The sequence below is a fragment of the Microbacterium sp. p3-SID336 genome, assembly GCF_025143365.1.
In the GTDB taxonomy this organism is placed as follows: Bacteria; Actinomycetota; Actinomycetes; order Actinomycetales; family Microbacteriaceae; genus Microbacterium.
The window spans coordinates 1-16,890 of the sequence record NZ_JALXPE010000076.1 but is presented as its reverse complement, the minus strand read 5'-3'; the positions used below and the strand labels follow the sequence as shown (position 1 = coordinate 16,890).

General features: G+C 72.5%; 14 protein-coding genes. 12 read left to right on the top strand and 2 right to left on the bottom strand.

All coding sequences use genetic code 11. The annotated features are described in order from the left end of the window. Positions 1 to 233: 233 nt before the first annotated feature. The 7 genes from M3C17_RS17150 (at position 234) to M3C17_RS17120 (ending at position 9,864) form a co-directional block, all read left to right on the top strand. Positions 234 to 3,887, top strand: coding sequence for a fibrinogen-like YCDxxxxGGGW domain-containing protein (locus M3C17_RS17150; protein ID WP_259979190.1), 3,654 nt, complete (start codon positions 234 to 236; stop codon positions 3,885 to 3,887). A gap of 90 nt (positions 3,888 to 3,977) precedes the next feature. Then, the gene (locus tag M3C17_RS17145) at positions 3,978 to 4,478 is read left to right on the top strand and encodes a hypothetical protein (RefSeq protein ID WP_259979189.1); all 501 of its coding nucleotides are present in this window, start codon (positions 3,978 to 3,980) and stop codon (positions 4,476 to 4,478) included. Next, a complete protein-coding gene (locus tag M3C17_RS17140) occupies positions 4,475 to 5,452 on the top strand; it encodes a cation transporter (RefSeq protein ID WP_259979188.1) in 978 nt (325 codons plus the stop codon). The genes M3C17_RS17145 and M3C17_RS17140 overlap by 4 nt, the downstream gene beginning before the upstream one ends. After that, positions 5,449 to 6,351, top strand: a complete 903-nt coding sequence (locus tag M3C17_RS17135) for an alpha/beta fold hydrolase (protein ID WP_259979187.1) — start codon at positions 5,449 to 5,451, stop codon at positions 6,349 to 6,351. The genes M3C17_RS17140 and M3C17_RS17135 overlap by 4 nt, the downstream gene beginning before the upstream one ends. A gap of 9 nt (positions 6,352 to 6,360) precedes the next feature. Further along, entirely contained in the window at positions 6,361 to 6,624 is a 264-nt protein-coding gene (locus tag M3C17_RS17130) for a glutaredoxin family protein (RefSeq protein ID WP_259979186.1), read from the top strand. A 31-nt stretch (positions 6,625 to 6,655) separates the two neighbouring features. Beyond that, a complete protein-coding gene (locus M3C17_RS17125) occupies positions 6,656 to 8,050 on the top strand; it encodes an MFS transporter (RefSeq protein ID WP_259979185.1) in 1,395 nt (464 codons plus the stop codon). 29 nt (positions 8,051 to 8,079) lie between these two features. Then, on the top strand, positions 8,080 to 9,864 hold the full coding sequence (locus M3C17_RS17120; RefSeq protein WP_259979184.1) for an aldehyde dehydrogenase family protein: 1,785 nt from the start codon (positions 8,080 to 8,082) through the stop codon (positions 9,862 to 9,864). Positions 9,865 to 9,958: 94 nt separating this feature from the next. Here M3C17_RS17120 and pip read toward each other — a convergent pair whose 3' ends face one another. Then, positions 9,959 to 10,933 carry a prolyl aminopeptidase gene (gene pip, locus M3C17_RS17115; protein ID WP_259979182.1) on the bottom strand — a complete coding sequence of 325 codons (975 nt, stop codon included), beginning with the start codon at positions 10,931 to 10,933 and terminating at the stop codon, positions 9,959 to 9,961. Positions 10,934 to 11,015: 82 nt separating this feature from the next. Beyond that, complete coding sequence (locus M3C17_RS17110) at positions 11,016 to 11,900, bottom strand: neutral zinc metallopeptidase (protein ID WP_259979181.1); 885 nt, start codon at positions 11,898 to 11,900, stop codon at positions 11,016 to 11,018. Positions 11,901 to 11,943: 43 nt separating this feature from the next. Between M3C17_RS17110 and M3C17_RS17105 the strand changes: the two genes are divergently transcribed. From M3C17_RS17105 to M3C17_RS17085, 5 genes are all read left to right on the top strand, one after another. Then, positions 11,944 to 12,933 carry a malate dehydrogenase gene (locus M3C17_RS17105; RefSeq protein ID WP_259979180.1) on the top strand — a complete coding sequence of 330 codons (990 nt, stop codon included), beginning with the start codon at positions 11,944 to 11,946 and terminating at the stop codon, positions 12,931 to 12,933. Between the two features lie 113 nt (positions 12,934 to 13,046). Further along, complete coding sequence (locus tag M3C17_RS17100) at positions 13,047 to 15,335, top strand: hypothetical protein (protein WP_259979179.1); 2,289 nt, start codon at positions 13,047 to 13,049, stop codon at positions 15,333 to 15,335. A 2-nt stretch (positions 15,336 to 15,337) separates the two neighbouring features. Continuing rightward, positions 15,338 to 15,934, top strand: coding sequence for a hypothetical protein (locus M3C17_RS17095; protein ID WP_259979178.1), 597 nt, complete (start codon positions 15,338 to 15,340; stop codon positions 15,932 to 15,934). Continuing rightward, complete coding sequence (locus M3C17_RS17090) at positions 15,931 to 16,212, top strand: hypothetical protein (protein WP_259979177.1); 282 nt, start codon at positions 15,931 to 15,933, stop codon at positions 16,210 to 16,212. The genes M3C17_RS17095 and M3C17_RS17090 overlap by 4 nt, the downstream gene beginning before the upstream one ends. Before the next feature lie 108 nt (positions 16,213 to 16,320). Then, entirely contained in the window at positions 16,321 to 16,791 is a 471-nt protein-coding gene (locus M3C17_RS17085) for a recombinase family protein (protein ID WP_259979176.1), read from the top strand. Positions 16,792 to 16,890 lie beyond the last annotated feature (99 nt).

The following is a 16,890-nucleotide window of genomic DNA, read 5'->3' as shown; positions in this document are numbered from 1 at the left end:
GACGCGGACACGACCCCGGGCGGGATGTGCGAGCGGGCGCAGCGCGTTCGGGGTCCGTCCGCCGCCGCCGCGCGAGCGCCTCCGCCGCCCGACCCGGGCCTCGCCCGCGGCCGGGTCCGGGCCCGGTCAGAACCCCGCTCGCGGCTCCGTCCGAGCTCCGCAGCCGGCGACGTCCGAGCCCGTCCGCGGCCAGGCGAGCCCGGAGCGGGAACCTCTCCTCCCGAAAGGACACCATGGGAACCTCAGCGAAGCGGCCGCGGATCGGCGCGCACGCGCTGGCCGCACTGGCCGCCGTCACGGCTCTGATCGCGTCCTTGCTGCTGCCGTCGACCACGGCGCAGGCCGCCCCGGCATCGGCGACGCCCGCCGGACCCGACGGCCTCACGCCGGAGACCGCCGCCGCCTCGTGCTGGGAGATCAAGCAGAACGACCGCGACTCCGAGGACGGGGTGTACTGGCTGATCACACCCACCCTCGTCGCGCCGCAGCAGTTCTACTGCGACCAGGAGGGATACGGCGGCGGCTGGGTCCTCATCGGCCGCGGCCGGGAAGGCTGGTCCGAGGACTACGACGGCACCGGCACCGCGAAGAAGGTCGCCGCGACGCCGGACGGACCCGGCGCCTTCACCCCGGCGCAGCTCCCCGCCCGCACCGTGGACGGCCTGCTCGACGGCGGGCGCGTCGACAGGCTCGCCGACGGCGTCCGCGTGCGCCGCGCCTCCTCCATCGACGGCGCCTACCGGCAGGAGGTCCGCTTCCGCTTCCAGCAGCGCGACCGCTGGACCTGGGCTCTCGGCGGCCCCAACCCGCTCCGCAGCTGGGTGTTCGACGGCACGAGCGGCACCGGGGGCAGCACCGCATCCTTCGGCAGCGGCGACGGGTGGCACAGCTCCTCCTTCGTCCACCGGTCCTCGCACAAGAAGAAGGCCGGATGGGCGTATGGGAGAACCGTCTCCGGCACGGCCGACAGCTCCTCGTTCCTGTGGGCACCAGCGGGGCAGGGCTCCGCGATCCCCTTCGCCCAGGTGTTCGTCCGGCCGAAGCTGAAGCTCGCCGACCTCGCCTTCGCCCCGACACCCTCCTCCGGCACTCCCGCGTCCGCTGTCCGCGCACTCCCCCGCAGCGCGGCCCTGAAGACCGAGTGGGGCGTGGCGCAGGCCGCGTCGGACGACCACGCCGACGCGCAGATCTCGGCCTTCGGACAGGTCGGGACCACCGTGTACGCAGGGGGCGACTTCCGCTACCTCCAGCACACCGCGACAGGCATCGGCCGCGTCGAGCAGCCCTATCTCGCGGCGTTCGACGTGACGACGGGCTCCTGGCTGCCCGGCTTCCGCCCCCGGCTGGACGGGTCGGTGTCCACCGTGGCCGCCCTGCCGGACGGCCGCGTCGCGATCGGCGGCCGCTTCACCACGGTCGACGGCGCCCCGCAGGCCGCCCTCGCCTTCCTCGACCCCGCGACCGGCGCGCTGACGGGGCCGCAGGTGCGCGTGCTGCAGCGTGAAGCGGGGCGACTGCCCGCCGTGACGGACCTCGACGTCCAGGGCACCTCTCTCTACGTCGCCGGGTCCTTCACCCACCTGGCGGCCCCGGACGCGGCAGCCGCCGTCGCCCGGAACGGCGGCCGCATCGACCTCGCCACCGGCCTGCCCGACCAGGACTGGAACGCCGACCTCAACGGCACGGCACTCGCCGTCGACGCCTCAGAGCTCGGCGACCTCACGTACTTCTCCGGCTACTTCACGCAGACGCACGACACCACTGCCCGGAGCGCCGCCGCTCTGCGGACACAGGCCGCTGCACCGGCGGCCGACCCGCGGTGGGCCCCGGCGTTCAGCAGCGCCGGGGTGGGTGCGCACAGCGTGGTCGAGGCCGGCGGCCGCGTCTACCTCGGCGCGACCCGACGGGCGCTCGCCGCCTACGACCGCTCCTCCTTCCGAGTGCTCACGGGCTCCCTCGCCGCGGCCGGCTCGGACTTCCAGAGCATCGTCGCCGGCGGGTCCCTCGTGGTCGGCGGCTGCGCGTGCGGCCGGTACACCTCGCAGTTCCAGGGGGAGATGCTGAAGCGGAAGACGAGGAAGATGCGGGCGCGCGCACTGCAGGTCGACCGCATCGACGCGCTCGGAGCCTGGGACGCCGCGACCGGGGTGTACCTGCCCGACTGGGCGCCGCGGGTCCACTCCGCCGGAGGCCTCGGCGTGCGGGCGTCCTTCTTCGACAGCACCGGCGTGCTCTGGGCCGGCGGCGACCTGGACGCCTCCCTGACCGCCGGCGGACGCACCCAGTGGTCGGGGGGCTTCGCGCGGTTCGCGCCCGGAGACGCCACGCCGCCCAGCACGCCGGGGCCGCTCACGTCCACCCCCGTGGCCGGCGGCGAGGAGGTCGTGCTCACCTGGGGGCCGTCCATCGACGAGTCGGACGTGGTCTATGAGGTGCTGCGGGGCGACCGGGTGATCGCGACCACGAGCAGCTCGACCACGACCGTGCCCGTGACGCCGACACCCGAGTCGTACGTGGTCCGAGCGCGGGACACCGCGGGGAACCGTTCCGCGAGCACGCTCCCGTTCGTGGTGCAGCCTCCCGGTCCCTCCGCCCTGACCTTCATCGGCAACCGCGACTCCTGGGCCTGGCGGTACTCCACGACCCCGCTGCCCGCCGACTGGGCCGCGCCGGGCTTCGACGACGCCTCGTGGCCCGTGGGCAGGGCGCTGTTCGGCGCCGGCGTCTCGGGCGCGGAGACCGACATCGGCCGCGGCCGCGGGGCGAAGCCGATGAGCGCGCAGTTCCGCCGGCACTTCGACGTGTCGAAGCCGGCGGGCCTGGTGGACGGCCTCGTCTCGATCGTCGCGGACGACGGGGCCGTGGTGTACCTCAACGGCACGGAGCTCGGAAGGGTGCGCATGCCGGCGACGCCCGTCACGGGAGACACGCTCGCCACCGAACTCGTCTCGGCCTCGACGGCCGCGGGCAGCCGCGCCGTCTTCGCCGTGCCGCCCGGGCTGCTGGTCGAGGGCGACAACGTGCTGGCGGTGTCGGTGCACACGGCCCAGCCCGGCAGCCCCGACCTGAGCTTCGACCTGGCCTTCACCGCCGCACGCGCTCCCGCACCGCTGCCGGTCACCGGTCTCGCCGCCCGCGCGACAGCGGACTCCGTGACGCTCACGTGGAGTCGTCCCTCCACCGGCACCGCGCCGGCATCGTATGCGATCACCCGCGACGGAAAGCGCGTGGGCACGGTCACCGCCCCCACCGCCACCTTCACGGATCAGGCCCTCGGGGCGCTCAGCACTCATCGGTACACGGTGGTTGCGGTCTCCGCCGACGGACAGCAGTCGCCGCCGACCGCCCTGCAGGCGAGCACGCTCGCAGACACCCCGGTCGAGGTGCCGCAGGGATCCTCCTGGTCGTGGCGGTACTCCGACGCCCCGCTTCCCGGCGGGTGGAACGCGCTCGGCTTCGACGATTCGTCCTGGAACACCGGAGCGGCGCCCCTCGGTCGTGGCGAGGCGCGGCTGTCGACCGACATCGACCGCGCACGGCTCCGGGTCAAACCGCTCAGTGCGCAGTTCCGGCACGCCTTCTCGGTGACCCACCCGGAGTCGCTGCGGGACGGCACGCTCTCGGTGCTGGTCGACGACGGCGTGGTCGTGTACCTGAACGGGGTGGAGCTCGGGCGCAGCAATCTCCCGGGCGGGACGATCACGCAGAACTCGATCGCGACCGGCGCCCCCGGGTACCGCACGGCGAGCGCGCGTCTGGTGACGTTCCGCGTGCCGGCGTCCCTGCTCGTGTCCGGCACGAATGTGCTGGCGGCGTCCGTGCACGCCAACTACCGCGACACCCCCGACCTCGCCTTCGACCTGTCGCTCTCCCTGCCACGGCGCTGAGCCCCGGCGCGACCGGCCTCCATAGCCTCGACGTGAGGGCGGCGTCAACACCGTTGCCCCGAACCGCGGCGCGGGAGCATGCTGTGAGCCGTGAGGAGATCATCGATTCCGCGCGCCCGCATCGCGCTGCGTGTGACGACCGCCGTCGCCGGAGGCGCGCTGGCCGCGGTTCTCGCCGGCTGCGGTCTGACCGTCCCCGCCGACCCGGACGGGACCCTCGACGCCGTGACAGGCGGAGAGCTCCGCGTCGGCACCTCGCCGGACGGCGAGCTCGTGGAGGTGTCGGGGAGCGAGCCCCGCGGCACCGTTGTCGATCTCGTCGAGGGGTTCGCCGACCGGATCGACGCCGACATCACGTGGACGGTCGCCTCGGAGGAGACGCTCGTCCGAATGCTCGAGACCGGGGACCTCGATCTCGTCGCCGGCGGTCTGACCCCGGACACCCCCTGGATCGACAAGGCGGGCGTGACGCGCGGCTACCCGGGAATCGAGGGGGCCGGCGACCGAGAGCTCGTGATGCTCGTCCCCCTGGGCGAGAACGCCTTCCTCTCCTCCCTCGAGACGTACCTCGACGAGGAGGTCGGACGATGACCGAGACGAGGCAGTTCGGCCGCACCGAGCTCCCCTCCGAGCAGGAGCGCGCGATCCGCAAGGCGGTGCGCTGGGAGGTCTTCACCATCGTCTACACCTCGATCACGATCGCGGTGATCGCGCTCGTGGTCGGCGAGTCCCAGGCGATGCGAACCGCGTGGATCGAGGACATGCTGTCCCTGATCCCGCAGATCGCCTTCCTCACGGCGCTGCTCTTCGTGCGGCGGCGGCCGACCAGGAAGCACCCGTACGGCCTGCACAGGGCGATGGGCGTCGGGCACCTCGTCGCCGGTGTCGCCCTCCTCGCGGTCGGGCTCAACCTCGCCGTCGAAGCCGTCACGGGTCTGATCGCGGGAGAGCATCCCACGATCGGCACCGTGCAGCTGTTCGGGCAGACGGTGTGGCTCGGGTGGCTCATGGTCGCGGTGATGCTGGTCGTGATCGTCGGCCCGGTTTTCTTCTACGGTCCCGCGAAGGCCAAGCTCGCCCCCGTGCTGCACAACAAGCTGCTCTACGCCGACGCGGACATGGCCAAGGCGGACTGGCAGACCACGGTCGCCTCGATCGTCGGCGTGCTCGGCGTCGGTGTGGGGCTGTGGTGGCTCGACGGTGCGGCGGCGCTCTTCATCTCCCTCGGCATCATCTGGGACGGCTTCCGCAACACCAGGACCGCCGTGGTCGACCTCATGGACCAGCGGGCCCGCACGTTCGACAGCACGAAGCCCCATCCCCTCGCGCGCGACATCGTGTCGTACCTGCGCAGCCGGCCCTGGGTCGAGGCGGCGGCGGTGCGCATGCGCGATCAGGGGCAGGTCTTCCACATCGAGGCGTTCGTGGTGCCGCATCGCCGCGCCGTGACCCTGGCCGAGCTGACCGCGGCCGCCGAGGGCATCACCGACCTCGACTGGAAGGTGCAGGACGTGGTCGTGGTCCCCGTGGAGGAGCTGCCCGACGAAGCGGACCCGGGCCGATGAGCGACGGCGACGAGCTGTTCCCCGGGTTCGCGACCGAGACGGTCGACACCGGTGATGCGGACATCGTGGTGCGGCACGGCGGCTCCGGCCCGCCCGTGGTGCTGCTGCACGGCCACCCGCGCACCTCGGCCACCTGGCATCGCGTCGCACCGCGGCTCGTGGACAGCGGTTTCACCGTGATCTGCCCCGACCTCCGCGGATACGGGCGGTCGCGCGGCCCCGCGCCGACCGCGGACCACTCCGCCCATGCGAAGAGAGCCGTGGCGGCGGACATCCTCGCGGTCGCACGGCACCTGGGCCACGAGCGGGTGCTGCTCGCGGGGCACGACAGGGGCAGCTACGTCGCGCTGCGCCTGGCGCTCGACCACCCGGAGGCCGTGGAGCGGGTGGCCCTGCTCGACTGCCTGCCCCTCAGCGAACACCTCGACCGCGCCGACGCCTCCTTCGCGACCCGGTGGTGGCACTGGTTCTTCTTCGCACAGCCCGAGATCCCGGAACGTGTGATCGGCGCCGACCCCGCGGCCTGGTACGCCCCCAAGGCCGACCCCGCGAGCATGGGCGCCGCCAACCACGCGGAGCTGCAGCGCGCCGTGCACGACCCCGCAGTGGTCAGGGCCATGCTCGAGGACTACCGGGCCGGTCTGACGATCGACCGTGAGCACGAGGAGGCCGACCGGGCCGCCGGCCGGCGCCTGGCCATGCCGACGCTCGTGCTGTGGTCGTCCCGCGATGACCTGGAGGACCTGTACGGCGATCCGCTGCGGATCTGGCGGGACTGGGCCGACGACGTCAGCGGCCACTCGGTCGACAGCGGCCACCACATGGCCGAGGAGGCGCCAGAGGAGCTGGCCGCGTCGCTCGCCTCGTTCTTCGGAGCCACCCCTTCGCAGCCGACGTAGGCTGGAGGCATGACCTCTCCCGTCTCCGACACCATCACGATGTTCGGCGCCGACTGGTGCCGCGACTGCATCCGCACCAAGAAGCAGCTCGACGAGCTGGGCGTCGCGTACACCTACGTCGACCTGGTCGCCGACCCCGCCGCGGCCGACGTCGCCAAGGAGATCTCGGGCCGCACCAACATCCCGGTCGTCGTGTACCCCGACTCCTCGCACCACGTGGAGCCGTCGAACGCCGACGTGGAGTCGAAGCTGCGCGAGCTCTCGATCATCTGATCCGCCGTCATCGCGCCGCTACACTGGCGCGATGAGCATCGAGGCTCGCCCCGAACGAGCATCCGCCCGGCTGGCACCCCGCACCATCGCGCTGTACGCGATCGGCTCGGTCGGGACAGGTGGCTACGCCACCCTGCCCGGCCTGGTGCTGACCTACTTCCTCACCGACAACCTCGGCGTGGCCGCGCTCGCGGCGGGTGCGATCGTGACGGCCGCGAAGATCTGGGACGTCCTGATCGACCCGCTGATCGGCGCCGCCTCGGATCGGCAGTACGCCAGGACCGGCTCGCGGCGCGGGTTCATGGTGACGGGCGCCCTGTGCCTGCCCGTCTTCTTCGCGCTGACGTTCGCCGTGCCGCCGTCCTGGGGTCCCGTCGCCGGCGGCGTCTGCGTGCTGCTGGCGTTCCTCGCGACCGCGACGGCGTTCAGCCTCTTCCAGGTGCCGTACGTGGCGCTGCCCGCCGAGCTGACCCGCGGCTACGACGAGCGCACCCGGCTGTTGGGCTGGCGGGTGGTGGTGCTGACCGCGGCGATCCTGCTCTTCGGCGCCGGCGGTCCCGCGCTCCGCAAGGCCGCGGACGATCCGGTCACCGGGTACCTCGTGATGGGCGTCGCCGCCGGACTCGCGATCGGCCTCGGCATGCTGATCGCCGCACGCACCGCTCGCACCGCCGCCCGACGGGCCGACGCCCTCCCGGCCGCCTCGCTCCCGCCGTCCACCTGGCGCGATCAGTATCTGTCCGGCTTCCGCACCCTGCGGCGCAGCCAGCCGTTCCGTGCCCTGCTCGGCACCTTCGTGCTGCAGGCCCTGGCGACGGGCACCATGCTGGCGGGCGCGCAGTACCTGGCGACCTGGGTGCTGCGCTCGGAGGACGCGGTGACCCTGGTCTTCGTCGCCCTCGTCGGCCCCGCTCTGCTGGCGACGCCGGTGTGGACGGCTGTGTCACGGCGCACCGGGAAGGAGCGCGCCTTCACCGCCGCGAGCGCGCTGTTCACCGCCGCGGCGCTCGTGCTGATCGTCGCGGTGTGGGCACCCGGCGGCTGGATCTACGGCGCCGTCGCCGTCGCGGGCATCGCCTACGCCGGGTTGCAGTCGCTGCCCATGGCCATGCTCCCGGATGTGATCTCGCACGACGAGGCGGAGAACGGGCCGGGCCAGGCGGGCACCTTCACCGGGATCTGGACCGCCGGCGAGACCGTCGGCTTCGCCCTCGGCGCCACCGCGGTGTCGCTCACCCTGGCCGCCACCGGGTACGTCTCCACGGTCGCCGGGGTCGCAGTGACCCAGCCGGAGGCCGCGATCACAGGGATCGTGCTGAGCTTCAGCCTGCTGCCCGCGGTGCTCATGGCCGGCAGCCTGCTCACGCTGCGCCGCTACCGTCTGCGACGCGAGGACATCGAGGCCGCGCCCACCTCCGCCGCCTAAGCTGGGATCCCCGTCCGAAGGAGACGCCGATGACTTCTGCGAGCACGACGACGCCCGCCTCCCCCGCCCCCGCAGACACCGCCCCCGCGCTCAGCGAGGGCGAGCAGGAGCGACTCGACACCGCGGTCTCCGAGCTGCACACCGGAACGGCCGTGTGGGCCGCCCTGACCCTCGCGCAGCGCGCGACGCTGCTGCGACAGGTGCGGACGGCCGTCGCCGCAGCGGCCGAGGACTGGGCGCACACGGCGGCCGCCTCCAAGGGCCTCGACGAACGGCACCCGCTCCGCGGCGAGGAGTGGCTGAGCGGCCCCTACAGCGTGCTGGGCGCCCTCGACGCGTACGTGGAGACCCTGACGCGCCTCGCGAACGGCGTGAATCCGCTCGACGGCGTCCGCGTGGACAGGGCCCCGGGCGGCCGGGCGCGGGTGCACGCCTTCCCCCTCACGGGCATCGACCGCTTCCTGCTGTCCGGCTTCACGGGCGAGGTGTGGCTCGAGCCCGGCACCACGCCTGGCACCGCACGGGCCACGGCCGGTCTCGCCCAGCGCACACCCACGGCATCGGGCGGCGTCGGACTGGTGCTCGGCGCGGGCAACGTGACCTCGATCCCGGTGCTCGACGTGCTGTACGAGCTGCTGGCGCACAACCGCACCGCGCTGCTGAAGGTGAACCCCACGCAGGATGCCCTGGTGCCCGTGTACAAGCGGGCACTCGCGCCGCTGATCGAACCGGGTCTCCTGCGGATCGTGCGCGGCGGGCCTGCTGCGGGCGCCTACCTCACGCAGCACCCTGGACTCGCGCACGTGCACATCACGGGCTCCGCGGCGACGTTCGACACGATCGTGTGGGGGCCGTCGAGCGGCAAGGCCGCGGCAGCCACGAAGCGCCGGCGCCGCGAGGACCGTCCGCTGCTGAAGAAGCCGATCACGGCCGAACTCGGCGGCGTGTCGCCCATCATCGTCGTGCCGGGTGCGTGGACCGCGGCGGACATCGCCTACCAGGCCGAGCACATCGCCACCATGCGACTGCAGAACTGCGGCCACAACTGCATCGCCGGCCAGGTCGTCCTCCTGTCATCGGACTGGGATCAGGCCGACGAGTTCCGCGCCGCGCTGCGCCGCGCGTACGCGAAGGCGCCGGAGCGCCCGATCTGGTACCCGGGCTCTCCCGCCCGCATGCAGACGGCGACCGACGACTACCCCGACGCGCTCGTGCTCGGCGACCGCCTGCTCGTCGAGATCGACGGCGACGACGACCCGACCGCGCTGGAGACCACCGAGTACTTCGCGCCGGTGCTCGGCGTGGTGAGCCTGCCGGGGACCGGCCAGGAGTTCCTGGACGCCGCCGTGGCCCACGCGAACGAGAAGCTGCAGGGGACGCTCGGCGCGAACCTGCTCATCGACCCGGCGACCGAGAAGGCGCTCGGCAGCGGGTTCGAGCGCGCGCTGACCGCGCTGCACTACGGCTCCATCGCGATCAACGCGTGGACGGCGTTCGGCTTCATCACCCCGACCCTCACGTGGGGCGCGTATCCCGGCGGCACGATCGCCGACGTCGGCAGCGGCCTCGGCGTGGTGCACAACGCCCTGCTGCTCGATCGCGTGGAACGCTCGGTGCTGCGCGGGCCGTTCCGTCCGTTCCCCCGGTCGCTCCCGGTCGCGAACGGCGGCGGTCGGCTCACCATCCTGCCCACCCCGCCGTGGTTCGTGTCGGCACGCACGGGGGCGGCGGTCAGCGAGGGCCTCACCCGTCACCGCGCGACCGGAGGCGTGCGCGGACTTCTGCGGACGCTGCTGCTCGCGCTGCGCGCCTGACCGTCCGGACCGCGGTCGGCGGCGCGCTCGGGCCCGGCAGGCGGCGCGATCAGGCCCGGTCTGCGGCGCGATCAGGCCGCGGACCGTCGCGGGTTCAGGCCTCGGGGCGGAACCGGTCGGTCGCCGCGCGCAGTGCCGCGCTGATCCCCGGCTCGGTCGCGGAGTGCCCCGCATCGTCGACCACGACGAACTCGGCCTCGGGCCAGGCGCGATGCAGGTCCCACGCGGTCATCATGGGCGTCGCGACGTCGTGGCGGCCCTGCACGATCACGGCGGGGATGTGCCGGATCGCATCGACGCCCGCGATCAGCTGGCCCTCCTCCCACCAGCCGCCGTGCACGAAGAAGTGGTTCTCGATGCGCGCGAACGCGGTGGCACGACGCGGGTCGGACATCGCCGCGATCTGGTCGGGGTCCGGGCGCAGCGTCACGGTCGCCGCCTCCCACCGGGACCACGCGATCGCCGCGGGCTCGTGCACGGCGGGATCGGGGTCGAACAGCCGACGGTGGTACGCCTCGATCATCCGTGAGCGCTCGAGCACCGGGATCTGCGCGAGGAAGTCCTCCCACAGGTCGGGGAACAGCGCCGCCGCGCCGCCCTCGTAGAACCACTCCAGCTCGACGCGACGCAGGGTGAACACACCCCGCAGGATCAGCTCGGTCACCGCATCCGGATGCGCCTGCGCGTAGGCGAGCGCCAGGGCGCTGCCCCAGGAGCCGCCGAACACCTGCCAGGCGCGGATGCCGAGGTTCTTGCGCAGCAACTCCAGGTCCGCGATGAGATGGGCCGTGGTCACGTGTCGCAGATCCGCGTCGGGGTCGCCCGCGTGCGGGGTGCTGCGCCCGCAGCCGCGCTGATCGAGCAGCACGATGCGGTAGGCCTCGGGGTCGAAGAAGCGCCGCTGCCACGGAGAGGTGCCGCTGCCAGGGCCGCCGTGCAGGAACACCACGGGCTTGCCCTCGGGGTTGCCGCTGACCTCCCAGTACATGCGGTGGCCGTCGCCGACGAGCAGCTCACCCGTCTCGTACGGCTCGATCTCCGGGTACAGCCCCTCGGTGTTCGTCATCATCGGCCCCCCAGCCGGTCGTGCGGTCCTGCCTGCTCCACCGTATCCGACCGCCTGCGCGAGACCGGGAGCCGCGACGAGCCGCCTACGGGTCGAGCTGCGCGGCGGGAAGCGTGAACACCTGGCCGCACGCGTCCAGCCCGTTCTGGTACCCCTCCGCGAACCAGCGCTGCCGCTGCTCGCTGGAACCGTGCGTCCAGCTCTCCGGGTTCACCATGCCCGACTGCTCCTGGATGTGGTCGTCGCCGACGGCCGCCGCCGCGTTCAGGGCGTCCTCGATCTGCGTCTCGGTGGGCTTCTCCAGGTACGGGTCGCCGTCGGCGTCCGTCTGCTCGGTCATGCGACCGAGCCAGGCGCCGGCGTAGCAGTCTGCCTGCAGCTCCATGCGCACCCCGTTGCTGCCCGGACCGGTGCCGTTGTTGGGGTACTCCGTCATCGTGCCCGTGATGTTCTGGATGTGGTGCCCCCACTCGTGCCCCACGATGTACAGCTGCGCCAGATCTCCGGCGGAGGCGCCGAACTGCTGCTGCATCAGCTGAAAGAAGGTCGGGTCGACGTACACGCCTTCTTCGGGCGGGCAGTAGAACGGGCCGACCGCGTTGGAGGCCGTGCCGCACTGCGTGGACGTCGCGCCGTCGACGACGATCATCTGCGGGGCGCGGTACCCCTCCACGTTGTCCTCCCAGAACGCGTCGAGCGCGACCTGCGCTCCGGCCATCCGGCAGTCCACGTCGGCGTTCGCATCCGCGCCGGTCTCGCAGTTCTCGATCGCCGTGCCGCCCGCGGGCTCGCTGCCGCCGCCCGGGGCGCCGCCGCCGACGAGACCGCTGAGGTCGATGCCCAGCAGGGGGCCGGCGAGGAGCGCGAGCAGACCGAGCACGCCGATGCCTGTGCCGCCGGCGATGGCGGCGGTGCGGCCGCGGCGGCGCGTGGTGTTGCCCGAGAGGTCGGCATCGGGATTGAACGTCATGCGTCGAGGGTACTCCGGGCGTCGACGGTCGTAGGCTCGTGGTATGAGCACCACGATCACCATCACCGGCGCGGGCGGCCAGATCGGCTACGCGCTCCTCTTCCGCATCGCCGCCGGGGACATGCTCGGCCCGGACGAGAAGGTGCGTCTGCGGCTGCTGGAGATCCCGCAGGGCCTCGGCGCCGCGGAGGGCGCCGCCCTGGAGCTGCAGGACGGCGCCTTCGAGCTGCTGGAGCACGTCGAGGTGACGGACGACGCGGCCGTGGGCTTCGACGGGTGCGATCTCGCCCTGCTCGTGGGGGCGCGTCCGCGTGGTCCCGGCATGGAGCGCGGGCACCTGCTCGCGGCGAACGGCGGGATCTTCGGCCCGCAGGGCGCGGCCATCGCGGCCAACGCGGCGTCGGGCGTGCGGGTGACCGTGGTCGGCAACCCCGCCAACACCAACGCGCTGATCGCCGCAGCCGCCGCCGACGGCGTCCCCGCGGAGCGCTTCACGGCCCTGACCAGGCTCGACGAGAACCGGGCGCGGGCGCAGCTGGCGCACACGCTGGGTGCTCCCGTGCACACCGTGCGGCGGGTGCCGATCTGGGGCAACCACTCCGCGACGCAGTTCCCCGACGTGTCGCACGCCACGGTCGGCGGAGCACCGGCACAGGAGGCGCTGGCGCAGATCGTGGGCGACGTCCCCACCTGGCTGGAGCAGACCTTCATCCCCCGCGTCGCCAAGCGCGGTGCCGAGATCATCGAGGTGCGCGGCTCCTCGTCGGTGGCGTCCGCGGCGAGCGCGACCATCGACCACGTGCGCGACTGGGTGCACGGCACGGAGGACTGGACCTCGGCCGGCGTCGTCTCCCACGGCGAGTACGGCGTGCCAGAGGGCCTCGTCTCCTCCTTCCCTGTGCAGTCGGTGGACGGCGAGTGGCGGATCGTCGAAGGGCTCGAGCTGAGCGACTGGGCCCGCGCCCGCGTGGACGCCTCGGTCGCCGAGCTCGTCGAGGAACGCGAGGCCGTGCGGTCGCTCGGCCTGCTGTGATGCGCTGATCCCTGGCGCGACGGCAGACATGGGGAGTTCTGCCCATCGCCCGGGCGCGGCGGCCCCCGGTAGATTTGCTGCGGACGGGAGCACCGTCGAGGAGGGGCGACGACATGGCACAGTGGGACGATCTGCATCCGGGGCGCGGGATCACCAGCGCGGTGAACGATGCGGCGACGCGCGTGGGACACCGCAGCACGGGGACCGAGACCGTGCGTTCGGCGCTGTCGAACGCCGCCACCGGCACCACGGAGGAGGTGTGGGCCGGTGACGCCGGTGCCGCCTTCCGCACCTCGCTGACCAAGCCGCAGACCCTGTGCAGCGAGCTGACGACCGAGTTCGCCGCCGTGCAGTCCGCCCTCACCGCGTACGCCGCCGAGGTGGACCGCATCCGCACCGCGACGGCCGCGGCACACCAGGCGTATGCGACCGGCTACGCCACATGGAAGGCCGCCGAGCAGGAGGAGAGCCTGTTCCCGCTCTCGACCTACACGTTCAACGCGCCCACTCCGACGCTACAGCCGGGCCTCTGGGTGCCCAGTGGCACCACGGCGGGGCTCGCCGACATGCGTCTGGCCGCACAGCAGCTCCGCAACCTCGCCACGCAGCGCGAGAGCGCCGACAACGCGCTGGTCGCCGCGCTGGCGCCGCCCGCCTCGCCGCGGTGGGACGCCATGCAGTCGGCGCTGAGCTATGCGGGCATCGACGACATCGACGACCTGACGTACGACAACCTGGGCGACGCGTTCGCCAACATCGCCGACGAGATCGCCGAGGGCGACATCACCGACGAGAACACCCAGGCGATGCAGGACTTCTTCGACGTGTGGGGCGACGACACGTTCGTGATGTCGCAGTTCTTCCTGGAGACCGGCGGCGAGAACACCGTCTCGATGATCAACAACCTCGGGTACGAGGCCCTCGGAGCGGACGCGGCCGGGGCGGCGGCGCTCCTCGCACTCGGCACCTCGATCCGCGGCGGGCTCTCCACCGGCTCCCAGATCTGGACGTCGTCGACCTCGAAGGACTTCGCCGAGAGCATGCTCACCGGCGCCTCGTCCACCGGCGGCGGCGCGGTGGCCGCGATCGGCTTCCTGTTCTCCGACGAGCGCAACCACCCGCTCGGCGTGAACCTCACCGTCGCCATGGCCGACGAGATCGATGCCATCGAGCGCGACCCGATGAGCATGCAGTACGGCGGCTGGACGGACTCCTCGCCGAACGCCGGCGGCCGCCTGCTCGCGTTCCTGGAGGGCGAGCAGACCGGGCTCGACGGCAACCGCGTGGACGACCTCGCCGGACGCATCTTCTCCACCCTCGGCACCTACCCCGATGCGGCCCTCGACTGGCTGACCTCCACCGACGACGACCCGTTCGGCGACGGCGACCTCGGCGCCGGGCGCGTCGAGTACTGGTACGGAGAGCGCGACTGGAGCGCGAACGGCGCCGGCGACGGCTTCGAGGGACCGAGCGCGCTGTGGGCCGGTGCCCAGCAGGCGGCCGGCGGCCCTGCCGACGCGATGCACTCGTACAACCCCGAGACCTGGGAACGCGTGGCGACCCTCACGACCCAGGTCGTGAACGCGCTCACCGGGAACGAGAGCTTCCTGCCGGAGAACCTGACCAGCATCGGCCAGGTCCGGCTCGCCGAGGGCATCTCGCTCTCCGTGCCCTACTTCTCCGAGGCCATGAGCGACAGCAACGCCGGGCGGACCGATCCCTTCGGAATGAACATCCTGATCGGGATGGACGAGGGACCGCGGGCGATTCCGAACGTGCAGCTCGACGTGCTGGCGCAGCTGCTGGGCACTGCCACCTGGAGCGACGGAGAGACTCCGTCTGCGGGTGCCGCGGTCATGGCGCAGTCGGTCGGCCAGTATCAGGATGCCTTGGTCGCGCTCGCCGAGCAGGCGCCCCCTGGAGACCTCAAGTCCGACCTGATGGAGCGCGTCATCGAGCTCCAGGGGTGGATCGACGGATCGCCCGCTGGTGCGGCACTCGCCGAGGCCACGCGCCACGACGCGGCCGTGCAGGCGGCGATCGACGGTGTCGCCACGGTCGTGGGGCTCATCCCGATCCCGATGGCGGGCGACCTCCTGGTGGAAGGTGGCGTCTCGCTGCTCGACGACGTCCAGGATTTCGCCATGGGCCAGCTCACGGACGCGGCTTCCGGACAGGCGGCGGCGACCTGGGGCAACAACCACGAAGTACTGTTGCAGGAGCAGGAGAACAACGCCGAGGGTCGCGAGAACGCAGCCCGACAGGCGTTCGCTCTCACCCTGGAACAGGTCGGGTTGACCGAGGGTCTCTCCCCGGCGCAGGTGGAGGAACTCGTCGGAGAGCTGTTCCGCGACTATCAGCGCGGCGTCGAGGCGAACACCTCGTGGGCAGAAGGACATTGAGAATGCAGCGGAAGCACGCAGGGGCGGCGCTCATCGTCGTCGGTATCGCTCTCGTGGGATGCACCCCGGCGCCGAGCGTCGAAGCACCCGAGGTGGCCTGGCAGGACGGTGCGCCCTCGGGGGAGCTCGAGGAGAGCCCCTGGGTGCAGGCGGTGCGCGCCTCGGACCTCGCGCTGAACACCGCCTGGGTCACCCGCGACTACACCGCCAAGGAGCTGGAGGAGACCACGGAGGCCTTGGTCCCCCAACAGCTGTACAACGCGCAGATCGGCGAGGCCCGTCGTGAGGAGTTCGGGGTCTTCCCCGGTCCGACGCCGATGATCCCGCTCGCCGTCGATGAAGAGAGCGACACGCAAGCGGTCGTGCGCGTGTGCGTGGCGACCAACTGGTTCCTCACGGCCGACCAGCCCGACGTCCCCGAGAATCTCGTCGGCGAGGTCAAGGAGTACCGGGTCGTCGGGACCGAGAACCGCCGTGCTACCGGGCCCGCGCCCACGGCGGAGGAATGCGACCTCAGCGACGCGAGCGTCGGCCTGTTCGATCCGCTGCCCGACCCCACCGAGACGTACTCTCCGGATGATGTGAAGGAGCCGTCATGACCGATCTCCAGTTCGACTCCGACGCCGTCGGCTCGACCGGCAGCACGCTGCAGAGCACCGCGTGGGCGATGAGCCTCGACGTGGACCTCGCGCTCGGCTCCTGCGGCAGCTCCGCCGTCGCCGCCGCCGCCGACACGTGGGCGATGTGGGCCAAGGGCTCGCTCCTGCAGCTGCAGAGCATGACCGCCGGTGCGGGCGTCGTCGCCCGCGACGCCGCGACCGCGTTCGAGACCCAGGAGTCCGAGCTCACGAGCGCCGCCGGCAGCGGCACCCCCTGAGAGCGCGCACGACCGATCGCCGCCGTGCCGTGACAGTGCGCGCAGGATCGACCTCGTGCGACACCACGCCTGCGCCGGACAGGGCACAATGGATGTCGGAGGTGCGCGATGAGCGAGACGATCGACCCCGTGGCCGCGGCGGCCGTGGATGAGGCCCTGACGAGCCCGCTGCACCTGCCGCACGCGGCCGCGGAGTGCCCGAAGTGCTTCACGGAGCTGCAGGAGAACCGCAGCTTCTGGCTGGCCCGCCCGACAGGCTCCCGTCTGGTCGGGCTCGTCGTCGCCCGCGAGGACATGCCGTCCGTGGTGGAGCAGCGCGCCGACCTCACGCGCTTCGGCGTGCCCATCGAGGGCTTCCGTCACCCGGCGCCGGACATCCTGGAGAGCTGGAGCGACCGGATCGCCCGGCTCATCGGAACGCTGCACGCGGGCGACGTGCTCGTCGTCGCGACCATCGCCGCGCTCGGCCGTGACAGTGAGGAGGGCGCCCGCACGGTCGCCGAGCTGCGCCGCCACGGCATCATCGTCAAGGTGCTGAACCACAACGCCAGGCACCTCGCCGACGCGACCGCGCGCTGACGCCCCTCGACCGCTGAGCGCCCAGGGAATCAGCGCTCTCCGCATCCCGCACGCGCCGGGAACGGCATGCAGCGCACCCCGGGAACGCAGAAGAGGGGG

Excerpts from the sequence above, each read along its gene's own strand:
- pip (WP_259979182.1), bottom strand. The coding sequence starts at position 10,933 with ATGATGACGAACACCGAGGGGCTGTACCCGGAGATCGAGCCGTACGAG.
- M3C17_RS17105 (WP_259979180.1), top strand. The coding sequence starts at position 11,944 with ATGAGCACCACGATCACCATCACCGGCGCGGGCGGCCAGATCGGCTAC.
- M3C17_RS17085 (WP_259979176.1), top strand. The coding sequence starts at position 16,321 with ATGAGCGAGACGATCGACCCCGTGGCCGCGGCGGCCGTGGATGAGGCC.
- M3C17_RS17095 (WP_259979178.1), top strand. The coding sequence starts at position 15,338 with ATGCAGCGGAAGCACGCAGGGGCGGCGCTCATCGTCGTCGGTATCGCT.
- M3C17_RS17140 (WP_259979188.1), top strand. The coding sequence starts at position 4,475 with ATGACCGAGACGAGGCAGTTCGGCCGCACCGAGCTCCCCTCCGAGCAG.
- M3C17_RS17110 (WP_259979181.1), bottom strand. The coding sequence starts at position 11,900 with ATGACGTTCAATCCCGATGCCGACCTCTCGGGCAACACCACGCGCCGC.
- M3C17_RS17125 (WP_259979185.1), top strand. The coding sequence starts at position 6,656 with ATGAGCATCGAGGCTCGCCCCGAACGAGCATCCGCCCGGCTGGCACCC.
- M3C17_RS17090 (WP_259979177.1), top strand. The coding sequence starts at position 15,931 with ATGACCGATCTCCAGTTCGACTCCGACGCCGTCGGCTCGACCGGCAGC.
- M3C17_RS17120 (WP_259979184.1), top strand. The coding sequence starts at position 8,080 with ATGACTTCTGCGAGCACGACGACGCCCGCCTCCCCCGCCCCCGCAGAC.
- M3C17_RS17150 (WP_259979190.1), top strand. The coding sequence starts at position 234 with ATGGGAACCTCAGCGAAGCGGCCGCGGATCGGCGCGCACGCGCTGGCC.
- M3C17_RS17100 (WP_259979179.1), top strand. The coding sequence starts at position 13,047 with ATGGCACAGTGGGACGATCTGCATCCGGGGCGCGGGATCACCAGCGCG.
- M3C17_RS17135 (WP_259979187.1), top strand. The coding sequence starts at position 5,449 with ATGAGCGACGGCGACGAGCTGTTCCCCGGGTTCGCGACCGAGACGGTC.
- M3C17_RS17130 (WP_259979186.1), top strand. The coding sequence starts at position 6,361 with ATGACCTCTCCCGTCTCCGACACCATCACGATGTTCGGCGCCGACTGG.